The organism is Methylobacterium sp. WL64 (assembly GCF_008039945.1).
Taxonomy (GTDB): Bacteria; Pseudomonadota; Alphaproteobacteria; order Rhizobiales; family Beijerinckiaceae; genus Methylobacterium.
Window position 1 is genome coordinate 1 of record NZ_VRVA01000144.1, and the last position, 11,530, is coordinate 11,530.

Genomic DNA, 11,530 nt, shown 5'->3' on the forward strand with positions numbered 1-11,530 from the left:
GGGGAGGGCGGGGGACGGGAACCAGGCCGGCGCGCCGGCCTCGGCCGGGCGCAGGCGGAACTCGTCATCGCGCTTCGACGGCAGGGCGCCGGTGGTAAGCGGATCGGGGATCTGCGATCCGAGACCTTCCGATCCGAGATTTGCCAGGGCCGCCTGCCGGCGCTCCAGCTCGGCCTGACGCTCCAGCGCCGCCGCGACCCGCTCGGCCAGGCTGGATTCGGCCCCGGCCCGGTCACGGTGCGTGCGGTCGAGCCGGTCCTGCAGCTCGGCGAGCCGGGCCTCGTAGGCGTCCCGCATCGCCCCCTGGCGGGCCACGAAGCCGGCCAGCACGTCGTCGTGGAACACGACCAGGTAGGAGGCGCCGAGCGCCCACACGAGGGCGAGGGCGAGCCCGGCGGCGAGGATTTTCGGAAGCGGCGGGCGATGCATCGGGACGGCCCCGTGGGAGCCGCCATTCAGACACGCTTAGGGTTAAGGATCCGTCGCGCCGCGCACGCTCCGTCCGGTCAGGGCAGGGCCCGGGCGGCGTCCAGCACCGCCTCGGCATGGCCGGGCACCTTCACCTTCGGCCAGATCCGGGCGATGCGCCCCTCCCGGTCGACCAGCACGGTGGTGCGCTCCACGCCCATGTACTTGCGCCCGTACATACTCTTCTCGACCCAGACCCCGTAGGCCTCCAGCACGCCCTTGTCCTCGTCGGAGGCGAGCGGGAAGGTAAGGCCGTACTTGCCGCAGAACTTGTCGTGGCTCTTCACCGAGTCCGGCGACAGGCCGATCACCTGCGCGTCGGCGCCCGTGAAGGCCGGCAGCAGGCCGTTGAAGTCCTGCGCCTCCAGAGTGCAGCCGCTCGTGTCGTCCTTCGGGTAGAAGTAGAGCACGATCTTGTGACCCCTGCGCGCCGACAGGGCGATCCGCCCTCCGCCGGAGGCGGGGAGGTCGAAATCGGGGGCCTGATCGCCTACTGATAGTGGCATCGTGCCTTCCTTTCGGCCGATTGATGGTGTGCAGTCCCGCCATGCGCGGCAGCACCATCAGGTTGCGTCGCGCCGCCCGAGCAAAACTCGGAGACGCACCCGCTGTAAAGCGTGGCCGCGCTTCGATCCACCGGCCGCGGAGTTCCGCGCGCGAAGCCCCGGAACAAGGGTCCCGATGGCGGACGAGACGACCTTGGCAGGCAAGCCTCGGGGGACGGCGCGACGTTGGGGCGGGTTCTGCCTCGTCGGCGTGCTGACCCTGGTGCTGCTCGTCGGCGGCGGGATCGGGCTGGCGGCCCTGCGCCTGTCCAACGGCCCGCTGCAGATCGATGCCCTGTCCCGCCGGGTCGCAGCCGCGGTGGCCGAGCGGATCGGGCCTGGCTGGAGCATCGCCATCCGCGGCAGCAGCCTCGAACTCGACCGCGAGAACGCCCTGAGCCTGCGCTTCTCCGGCCTCGACATCCGCAACCCGCAGGGCGACTTGGTGGTGCGGGCGCCGCTCGCCGTGGTCAGCCTCGACCCCTGGGGCCTCCTGCACCTCAACCTGCAGCCGCGCTCGATCGAGTTCCGCGAGACCCAGACCACCGCCCTCGTGCACCGGGACGGCTCGATCGCGTTCGCGGCCTCCGAGGCCAACCACCCGGTCGACATCGAGCCGCACACGCCGCCGAGCGTGGACGACGCGCGCGGCAAGGTCTCGCCGATCTCGGCGACCCTGGCCTCGATCTTCGGGGTGGTGCTGGATTCCAGCGGCATCGTCGGCGCCCTCGACCGCGCCCGCCTGACCGATGCGCGCCTGCGGCTGATCGACGACGACGGCCGCGAGCGCGCGGTGTTCGCCCGGGTCAACGGACTGTTCGGGCGCGATCCCGTGAACGGAACCCGCAACTTCGAGTTGCGCCTGGACGGCCCCCACGGCGAGTGGCGCTTCGGCGGCTCCCTGCGCGAGGGCGGCGAGCCGCGGGATGGCAAGACGCAGGATGGGAAGACGCAGGATGGTACGCCGCAGGCGCGCTCCGGGGTGATCACCCTGGACGATCTGCCGGTGCCCGACCTGCTGCTGCTCACGGGCCAATCGAGCCTGCCGCTGACCACCGATCTCAAGCTCTCGGCCCGCGCCGACGTGAGCCTGACGGCCGGGCGGATCACGTCCATGAACGCCAAGGTCCATACCGGCGACGGCACCTTCCTGATCGAGGAGAAGGACTTCAACCCGGTCACGGTCGAGAGCCTGGACGCGACCCTGAACTGGGACGAGACCGGCCGGGTGATGTCGCTCACCGGCCTGGATTACCGGGGGGCCGGCAACGCGGTCCACCTGACCGGCGCCTGGACGGAGAGCCCGCCGGACGCCGCAACCGCCTGGACCGCGACGCTCGCGAGCCGCGACGCCGTCCTGCGCGGGGCGACCCCGCAGGACGCGCCGGTGAAGATCGACGCGATCGACGCGCAGCTCACCGGCCGCGACGGCGGCATCGCCATCGACGCGCTCAACGTGGCGGCCCCCGGCGTGCAGGGGGTGATCACCGGCACGATCGGCACCACCGCCGACGAGGGCGGCCTGACCCTGCGCATCCTCGGCCACGACGGCGAGGTCCGGACCGGGCTGCGGCTGTGGCCGGAGCATATCGCCCCGCCGGCCCGCACCTATCTGGTGGACCAGCTGCGGCGCGGCCGGATCAACGCCGTGGACATCCGCGTGAAGATGTCCGGCACCGTGCTGGCCGCCGCGACCCGGGGCGAGCCCGCCCCCGACGACGCGGTGCACATCGACTTCCGCGTCTCCGACGCGGCGCTGGACGTCACCGCCGACGCGCCGCCGGTGGTGAAGGGCAACGTCTCCGGGACCATCACCGGCCGTTCGACCACCGTGCGCAACGTGACCGCCGAGATCCACGGCCCGGACGGCCGCGGGCTCACGGTCACGGACGGCAGCTTCGTGATCCCGCAGATCACGCCGGACCGGGTCGTGGCGCAGATCGGCATGCGGCTCACCGGCGGGGCCGACGGCATGGCCTCGGTGCTCCAGGCGAAGCTGTTCAAGAGCCTGATGAGCGTCGATCTCGACCCGGCCACGATCAAGGGCAATGCCGACCTGCGCGTCGATTTCCCCCTCGACCTCAAGCACGTGCCCGACCTCCCGAGCCTGCCCGTGACCCTGTCCGGGACGCTCTCCGACCTCTCGGTCGACAAGGTGATGGGGAAGGACCGGCTGGAGGCGGGCAGGTTCACTCTGCTGTACGACCGCGGCGCCTTCACGCTGAAGGGCGACGGCCGGGTCGCGGGCGCCCCCATCTCGGTGGACATGCGCCAGCCCAAGGTCGGCCAGCCCGGCGAGGCGGTGGTCACAGTGGCCCTCGACGAGGCCTTGCGCGGCAAGAAGGGCCTGCCGACTGCACCGCAGCTGTCCGGCACCATCCCGGTCCGCGCCGTGGTGCCGATCGGCCGCCCGGGAACGGCCAAGCCGCCGATCCGGGTCGAGGCGGATCTCGCCAGGGCCGGCATCGACGGGCTGGTGCCCGGGCTGACCAAGCCGACGGGCAAGCCGGGCCGCCTCAGCTTCACGCTGGTGGATGCCGGCCAGACCTACGAGCTGCGCGACTTCGCCCTCGACGCCGCCCCGGCCTCCGCGCGCGGCAGCCTCACGATCAGCCCGGAGGGCGGCCTGGAGCGCGCCGACCTGACGAACGTCAAGCTGTCGCCGGGCGACGACCTGCGGGTGAGCCTCGACCGCACCGGCAACGGCTACAAGGTCGTGGTCCGCGGCGCGGTGGTCGATGCGCGCCCGTTCCTCAAGTCCCTGGGCGGCCCGGACGCCAAGAGCGGCAAGGAGGCGAAGGAGTCCAACCCGAAGGATGTCGATGCCGACATCCAGGTCCCGATCGTGGCGGGCTTCAACGACGAGGCGCTGACCAACGCCAACCTGCGGCTGTCGCTGCACGGCCGGACCCTGCGGGCGGCCAACATCACCGGGCGCTTCCGCGCGGCGGCGTTCGTCGCCAGCGTCGCCCGGGGCGAACGCGGCGTGCCGACGCTGGCGGTGGAGTCGGCCGATGCCGGCGCGACGTTGCGCTTCGTCGACGTCTACAGGCGGATGTATGGCGGGCGCCTCACCGCCGGGATCGGCCTCAACGACGGCCCGCAGGCCGGCGTGGTCCAGATCCGCGACTTCTCGCTCCGCAACGAGCCGGCCCTGTCGAGCATCATGGCACAGGGGCCGGAGCCCTCCGAGGCGGAGACGGTCCGCGGCCGCCGCATCGCGCCGGGCCGGGCAGCCGGCGACGTCACCTTCGACCGGATGCGGGCCAACTTCGTGCGCAGCGGCAGCCGGGTCGACTTCAGCGACGCGGCGATCTCGAACGCCGCGATGGGCTTCACCCTGTCGGGCTGGCTCGATACCGGCCGGGAGCGCACGGACATGACCGGCACCTTCGTGCCGCTCTACGGGCTCAACAACGTCGCCTCGCAGCTGCCACTCCTCGGGCCGCTCCTCGGGGGCGGGCACAACGAGGGGCTGTTCGCCGTCAACTTCCGCGTCTCCGGCAAGCTCGCCTCGCCGGACGTGAGCGTGAACCCGCTCTCGGCGATCGCCCCGGGCTTCCTGCGCAAGCTGTTCAGCGCCGGCGGCGGCCCCTTCGCGGACGGCCTGCCACCGGTACCGCAGGGGGAGCGGTGAGGCGTGGCCGCCGGCACGTCTTCGAGCAGCCCCGTCCTTGCCGGCGGACGACTGTGAACGCGGTTGGGCCGGCATGAAAAAGCCCGGCGCGGCGGACCGCACCGGGCTGAACCCAAAGTCCCAAAAAACTACTTCTCGACGAAGGCCTTCTCGATCACGTAGTGGCCGCCCTCGCCGTGGTTGCCTTCCTCGTAGCCGCCGTTGCTCAGCAGCTCGCGGGTGTCGCGGATCATGTCGGGGCTGCCGCAGAGCATGAAGCGGTCGTTCTCCACCGACATCGCCGGCAGGCCGATATCGGCAAACAGCTTGCCCGAGACCATCAGGTCGGTGATCCGGCCGCGGTTGCGGAACGGCTCGCGGGTCACGGTGGGGTAGTAGATCAGCTGGTTCGAGATCATCTCGCCCAGGAACTCGTGCTTGGGCAGGGACTCGTTGATGGTCTCGCCGTAGGCCAGCTCCTGAACCTGGCGGCAGCCATGGACCAGCACGACCTTCTCGAACCGGTCGTAGGTCTCCGGGTCCTTGATGATCGACAGGAACGGCGCGAGCCCCGTGCCGGTGCCGAGCAGGTAGAGGTTGCGGCCCGGCAGCAGGTTGTCGAGCACCAGGGTGCCGGTGGGCTTCTTGCCGACGATGATCGGGTCGCCGACCTTGAGGTGCTGGAGCTTGGAGGTCAGCGGACCGTCCTGCACCTTGATCGAGAAGAACTCGAGCTCCTCCTCGTAGTTGGCCGAGACCACCGAGTAGGCGCGCAGCAGCGGCCGACCCTCGACCTCGAGGCCGATCATGGTGAACTCGCCGTTGCGGAACCGGAACGCCGGATCCCGCGTGGTGCGGAACGAGAACAGGTTGTCGGTCCAGTGATGCACCGACAGAACGCGCTCCTCGTAGAACTTGCTCATCGACGGATCAGTCCTCGAATCCTCTGATGCTCGGCCCATGCCCCCGATGAATCAGGGCGCATGGGGTTCGGCGGGCGACCGCCGCCCCGCGGCTGCGGGGGCGACCCCCGGGAGCGATCTCGCCGGGATCCGGACGTCGAACCCCTGATCGGATGCTTCTTTCGCAGTTGCAGCACGCTCGTCAAGGCGCACCAGGATCACACCTGCCGAAGAAGTGAATCGCCTGGAATCGTTCGAATATTTAACCGGCGGTGACCGGCCGCAGCGGCTTCAGCCCCGCCTCGATCTCCGCGCGGCGCGGCTCCAGGAACGGCGGCAGGGCGAGGCGCGCGCCGAGACTCTCCAACGGCTCGTCGGCGGTGAAGCCCGGCCCGTCGGTGGCGATCTCGAACAGGATGCCGTTGGGCTCGCGGAAATACAGGCTGCGGAAATAGTAGCGGTCCACCGGCCCGCTGCTCGGCACCAGGGCGGCCTTCAGCCGGTCGGCCCAGGCCTGGTAATCCGCATCGGGGATGCGGAAGGCGACGTGGTGGACCGCGCCCGCACCCTGCTGCGCCGCCGGGGCGACGTCGGCGAGTAGCTGAACCTCGGCGGCCGGGCCCCCGGACCCCATGGCGTAGACCTCGACCGGGCCGTCGCCGGTCTCGAAGCGCCGCGACAGGCGCATGCCGAGCAGATCGGTCAACACGGCAGCGGTGCGGGAAGGGGCCGGCACGGACAGCCGGATCGGGCCGAGGCCGCGGATCTGGTAGGCCGCCGGCACCGGGGAGGCGTCCCACGGGTGCTCCGGGCCGGTGCCCCCGTCATCGACCAGGGCGAGGCGCTGGCCCTCGGGATCCTCGAAATCCACGGTGAGGCGTCCGTCACGCAGGGCGGGCTCGGCCGCCACGGCACCGGCATCGCGCAGGCGCGTGTGCCACCACGCGACCGCGCCCTCGCCCGGCACGCGCAGGTGGGTGCGGGTGATGCTGTTCGACCCGCGCCGCTCGGGGGGCGCCGGCCAGTCGAAGAACGTGATGTCGGTGCCCGGGCTCGCCAGGCCATCCGCGTAGAACAGGTGATAGGCCGAGACGTCGTCCTGATTCACGGTCTTCTTCACCAGCCGTAGGCCGAGCGTGCCGGTGTAGAACGCCACGTTCTCCGCGGCGCGGGCGGTCACCGCGGTGAGGTGATGGATGCCGGTGAATTGCATGGCTTTTCGTGTGGGCCCCGCTTTGAGGCGCCTCAGGTGGGGTTCGGACGACGGCGTTGCGAGCGCAAAGCTGGATTGCAGTGGGCGTAAGGGGGTAGACTGCGATGCCCCACGCCTCTGGGAGACACCCGATGGCCGTCGCGTACGAGACCGACACCGTCCTGCCGCCGCTGCATCCCGGCGAGGTGCTGCGCGAGGACTTCCTGATTCCCCTCGGCCTGTCGGCCGGCACGGTGGCGCGGGCCTGCCGGGTCCCGCGGACCCGGATCGAACGGATCGCCGCCGAGCAGATCGGAGTCTCGACCGACACGGCGCTGCGTCTTAGCCGCTATTTCGGCACGAGCGCAGAGTTCTGGCTCAACCTCCAGCGTCAGTACGAGGTGGAGACGCTGAGCCGCAGCATCGGGCCGGAGATCGCGCGGATCGCGCCGCTCGCCCCCGCGGCGGCCTGAACCTCAGAGCCCGACCGGCCGGCCGGCGGCCACAACCAGCATCCGGCCGTCCGCAAAGGTCCGGGCGGCGGCGCGGCGGATGTCGGCCTGGGTCACGGCCGAGACCAGGGCGTTGCGGCGGGCGATGTAGTCCATACCCAATTCCTCGAAGGCGATCTGCACCAGTTGGTGGGCGATCTTGGTCGAGGTGTCGAAGCCCAGCGCGTAGGAGCCGGTGAGGTAGTCCTTCGCCTTCTGCAGCTCGTCGTCGTCAGGGCCATCCGTGATCAGCCGGCCGATCTCGTCGCCGATCACCGACAGCGCCTCGCCGACGCGCTCGTTCTTGGTGGCGGTGTAGCCCCAGGTCATCGCGGCCGAGCGGTGGCTGACCAGCGAGGTCCCCACCGAGTAGGCCAGGCCGCGCTTCTCGCGCACCTCCTGGAACAGGCGCGAGGTGAACGCGCCGCCGCCCAGGATGTGGTTCAGGACGTAGGCCGGGATGAAGTCCGGGTCGCGCCAGGGCACGCCGGCCATGCCGAAGCGGATCACCGATTGCGGCACGTCGAGGTCGACCACGATGCGCCGGCCGAGATCCTGCACCTCGGTCCGCGGCACCGCCTTCAGCGTCCCGGCCTCGGGCAGGGCTCCGAAGGCGCGGTTCAGGCCCTCGGCCAGCTGCTCGGCCCCGATGGCGCCCACCGCCGCGACCTTCACCCGGCCGCGCCCGATGATGCGGGCATGCATCTCCAGGAGGTCGTCCCGGGTGATGGTGGCGACGCTCTCGACCGTGCCCGAGGAGGGCCGGGCATAGGCGTGGCCGGCGAACGCCTCCTTGAAGAACCGGCGCGAGGCCAGCACGCCCGGGTCGTTCTGCTGGTAGCGCAGGCCGGCGATGACCTGGCCCCGGACGCGCTCGATCGCGTCCGGGTCGAGGCGCGGCTTGGCCAGCGCCAGGGCGAGGAGCGCGATGCCCTCGTCGGCGTGCTTGACCAGCATCTTGAGCGAGCCGCCGACCGCGTCGGGGCCGGCATGGAAGGACAATTCGATCGCCCGGGCGGCCAGCCGCTCCTGGAAGGCGTCGGAGGTGAGGTCGCCCGCGCCCTCGTCGAGGAGCCGGGCCAGCATCTGAGCGCAGCCGGCCTTGCCGGCGGGATCCTGGGCGGCACCGCCCTCGAACGTGAAGGCCAGCGCGATCATCGGCACCACGGGGGATTCGACGTGCCACGCCTCGATGCCCGCGGCGGTCGTCACCGGCAGGGCCGTGGTGGGCGAGCTGGCGGGGGCGGCGGTGTCGACCAAGTTCTCGGCGACGCTCATGGGAACCTCATTGTCTTATCGTGTCACGGGCGGAGGCGGAGCAAGCTCTCGTCCTGACGCAGGTCCCGGCGGCGCGAGAAAGCGCCCGCCGGGCCGCGCCCGAAGGAACTACTCCGCGGCCATCGCGACCGGGGCGTCGGGGTCCTGAGCCTTGGTCAGGTAGCCGGTGACCGAGCGGGCCGGGGTCAGCCAGCGCTCGGCGGCCAGCTTGAGGCGCTCCTGCGAGACCGCCTCGATGTCGGTCGGCCAGCGGCGGACCTCCTCGATGGTCTCGCCGATCGCCAGCGCGGAGCCGTAGATCCGGGCGAGCGAGGACTGGCTGTCGGAGGAGTAGACGGTCTCGGCGACCAGCCGGGTCTTGGCCCGCTCGATCGCCTCGGCGCCGAGCGCCTCCGCGGGGGCGCGGCGCAGGATCTTGTCCACGGCCTCCTCCAGCGCCTCCAGGGAGACGCCCTCGGCCGGCACCGCGTAGACGGAGAACCGGGTCTCGTCGATCGCCGAGCCCATGTACCAGGCGCCGGCATTCACCGCGAGGCCGGTCTCCATGACCAGCTTGCGGTAGAGGTAGGAGGTCGAGCCGCCGCCCAGCACCTCGGCGAGCAGCTCGAGGTCGTGGCAGCCGCCGTCGCGGGCGGTGATGCAGGAGGGGGTCAGGTAGAGCCGCTGCAGGGTCGGCTGCTCGACCTTCGGGTCCGCGACCGCGACCCGCCGCAGGGCCTTGGGCTCGGGCTCGCGCGCCCGCAGGCGCTCGGGACGGGTGCCCTGGGGGGCGACGCGCCCGTAGGTCTCGTCCGCGAGCCGGCGGACCTCGTCCGGGGTCACGTCGCCGGCCACCACCAGGATCGCGTTCTCGGGGGTGTAGAAGCGCTTGTAATAGGCCAGCGCGTGCTCGCGATTCAGGCCCTCGATCTCGTGCATCCAGCCGATGATCGGGATCCCGTAGGGGTGGTGCACGAACAGCGAGGCGGCCATCGCCTCGGAGAGCTGGGCGGAGGGGTCGGTCTCGACCCGCATGCGCCGCTCCTCCAGAACCACGTCGCGCTCGGGGGCGACCACGGCGTCGTCGAGGACGAGGCCGCCCATGCGGTCGGCCTCGAACGCCATCATGGTGCCGAGATGGTCGCGGGCGACCCGCTGGAAATAGGCGGTGTAGTCGTAGCTGGTGAACGCGTTCTCCTGGCCGCCGAGGCCCGAGACCGCCTTCGAGAAGGCCCCCACCGGGTGCTTCTCGGTGCCCTTGAACATCAGGTGCTCGAGAAAGTGGGCGATGCCCGACTGGCCCAACGGATCATCGGCCGAGCCGTTGCGATACCAGATCATGTGGGTCGCGACGGGGGCCCGGTGATCGGGCACCACCACCACGTCGAGGCCGTTGTCGAGGGTGAAGGCTGTGACTTCGGGTCCACCCGCCTCGGAGCGCCCGAACGGCGCGGCCTCGCCCCGGCCGGCGCTGCCGCCGTAGGGCGAGCCCGGACGCGGCGGGAAGAGGGTGGGCGTCGCCTTCCTGAACAGGTGCATTCCGCTTTCCTTTTGCCGGCCCCGTGCCGGCGACGCCCCTGACCGGAACGCCCGCGTGGATCGGGGCCGTCCTCGTCTCCGGCCGGCAAGAGCCGTACCGGGACAGACATCTCATGTTGCCATGCCGGGCCGCCGTTGCAACGGCGCCACAGCCTGATGGTTACTGCTGGGCCCGCTGGCGCTGGTAGGCCCGGGGGTCGGCCTCGTCGCGCTCGCGGCTGGCGTTGTTGATCGGGTCCCGCGACGGCGGCTGGGCCAGCTTCTTCGGAGATTGCCGGTAGCCGGTGGGCGGATCGGTCAGGATGTCCCGGGCCGGCTCGACATCCGAGGGCTCGGCGTTGGCGCTCTTGCCCTTCAGCAGGTCGAACGGGCTGAGCAGGCTGTCGTCGCGGTTGGTGTCGCCCGGCTTGCGCTCGGCCTCGGTGGTGACGCTCGCGCCGGCGCGGCGGCCGTTGCGGATCTCGTCCACCGACAGGGTGGCGTTGTTGTCGTCGTAGCGGCCGCGTGCCTGGTTGCCCACCGGGCGCCGCCGCTCGGCGGCCGCGCGCTCGCGCTCGACGATCTCGGGATCCTTGGGCCAGGCGGTGCTGGTGGAGCGGGCCCGGGGCTGCGGCAGGACCTTGCCGTCGAGCTTGGGCGGCATCACCAGCGGCGGGCGCTCGTGATAGTCGATCGGGTCCTGGCGCTTCTCCAGGAGGCCGATGCCGGAGAGCGCGTCGCGCATGAACTCGCCGCGCTCCTGCGCTTGCGCGCCGCCGGCCAGCAGCGGCGCCAGCGCGACCGCCGCGGAGAGGATGAGACGAAGCCTGCGATGCCCGGTCATGCTGCCTCACGGGTTCCGGCCGGAAATCCGGCGCGGGGATGGCCGCCACGCGGCCTGATCCGACAGGTCCCGGGGTGGGACCGGTTTCCGGCGATCGTATGGCGCCTTGACCGCATCGCACCAGAGCCTTGAGGCAACTGGGGCCTGTGTGTTGCGCGAATCATAGGCGAGGGGCCGTATCGGTCCGGGCCGGGCCGGTCTTGGCCGGATCCTTGGACGTACCGCGCCCGGCTGGGCTCAGGCTGTCGAGGACCAGCCCGATCACCCCGGCGACGATCGCCGCGTCGGCCACGTTGAACACGTACCAGGACCAGCCGCCGGCATGCAGGTGGACGAAGTCGAACACCGCCCCGTAGGCGGCCCGGTCGATGGCGTTGCCGAGCGCGCCCCCGACGATCAGCCCCAGCGCCACGGCGAGCAGCCGCGACCCGGCCCGGGTCATCCAGATGCCGAGGCCGAGGGCGGCGGCGAGCGACAGGATCACCAGGAACCAGCGCCCGAACCCGCTCTCCTGCTGGAACAGGCCGTAGGAGACGCCCCGGTTCCAGACCACCACGAAGTCGGCGAACGGCGCCAGCCGCCACGGCTGGGTCAGCACGAGGTCGGTGCCGAAATAGAGCCCGAGCTTAGAGGCCTGGTCGAGGACCAGGGTGAGGAACAGGGCCAGCAGGCCGGCGCGGGTGGGGGTCATGGGCGG

9 protein-coding genes and 1 pseudogene are annotated in these 11,530 nt (G+C 71.4%); 2 read left to right on the forward strand and 8 right to left on the reverse strand.

Annotated features, from left to right (window positions below; genetic code table 11):
• A pseudogene (locus FV242_RS29730) lies at window positions 1-429 on the reverse strand (M23 family peptidase); the annotation flags it as partial.
• A 77-nt stretch (window positions 430-506) separates the two neighbouring features.
• Window positions 507-974, reverse strand: coding sequence for a peroxiredoxin (locus FV242_RS29735; RefSeq protein WP_147941431.1), 468 nt, complete (start codon window positions 972-974; stop codon window positions 507-509).
• A 175-nt stretch (window positions 975-1,149) separates the two neighbouring features.
• Here FV242_RS29735 and FV242_RS29740 point away from each other — a divergent pair, with 175 nt between their 5' ends.
• The gene (locus tag FV242_RS29740; protein ID WP_147941432.1) at window positions 1,150-4,650 is read left to right on the forward strand and encodes a DUF3971 domain-containing protein; all 3,501 of its coding nucleotides are present in this window, start codon (window positions 1,150-1,152) and stop codon (window positions 4,648-4,650) included.
• 128 nt (window positions 4,651-4,778) lie between these two features.
• Here FV242_RS29740 and FV242_RS29745 read toward each other — a convergent pair whose 3' ends face one another.
• Together FV242_RS29745 and FV242_RS29750 are read right to left on the reverse strand one after the other, a co-directional pair.
• Window positions 4,779-5,552, reverse strand: a complete 774-nt coding sequence (locus tag FV242_RS29745; RefSeq protein WP_147910481.1) for a ferredoxin--NADP reductase — start codon at window positions 5,550-5,552, stop codon at window positions 4,779-4,781.
• Between the two features lie 241 nt (window positions 5,553-5,793).
• Window positions 5,794-6,744 (reverse strand): ring-cleaving dioxygenase, encoded by a 951-nt coding sequence (locus tag FV242_RS29750; RefSeq protein ID WP_147941433.1) that lies wholly within the window; start codon window positions 6,742-6,744, stop codon window positions 5,794-5,796.
• 131 nt (window positions 6,745-6,875) lie between these two features.
• On the opposite strand from FV242_RS29750, the gene FV242_RS29755 reads away from it, so the two are divergent.
• Window positions 6,876-7,196 carry a HigA family addiction module antitoxin gene (locus tag FV242_RS29755; protein WP_147910483.1) on the forward strand — a complete coding sequence of 107 codons (321 nt, stop codon included), beginning with the start codon at window positions 6,876-6,878 and terminating at the stop codon, window positions 7,194-7,196.
• 3 nt (window positions 7,197-7,199) lie between these two features.
• On the opposite strand, the gene FV242_RS29760 is transcribed toward FV242_RS29755, so the two are convergent.
• The 4 genes from FV242_RS29760 to lspA form a co-directional block, all read right to left on the reverse strand.
• Complete coding sequence (locus FV242_RS29760) at window positions 7,200-8,492, reverse strand: pitrilysin family protein (RefSeq protein WP_147910484.1); 1,293 nt, start codon at window positions 8,490-8,492, stop codon at window positions 7,200-7,202.
• A gap of 108 nt (window positions 8,493-8,600) precedes the next feature.
• Window positions 8,601-10,010, reverse strand: coding sequence for a pitrilysin family protein (locus tag FV242_RS29765; RefSeq protein WP_147910485.1), 1,410 nt, complete (start codon window positions 10,008-10,010; stop codon window positions 8,601-8,603).
• A 160-nt stretch (window positions 10,011-10,170) separates the two neighbouring features.
• Window positions 10,171-10,833 carry a hypothetical protein gene (locus tag FV242_RS29770; RefSeq protein ID WP_147857338.1) on the reverse strand — a complete coding sequence of 221 codons (663 nt, stop codon included), beginning with the start codon at window positions 10,831-10,833 and terminating at the stop codon, window positions 10,171-10,173.
• Window positions 10,834-10,993: 160 nt separating this feature from the next.
• Window positions 10,994-11,524: a signal peptidase II gene (gene lspA, locus FV242_RS29775; RefSeq protein WP_147857337.1), complete on the reverse strand. Its 531-nt coding sequence runs from the start codon at window positions 11,522-11,524 to the stop codon at window positions 10,994-10,996.
• Window positions 11,525-11,530 lie beyond the last annotated feature (6 nt).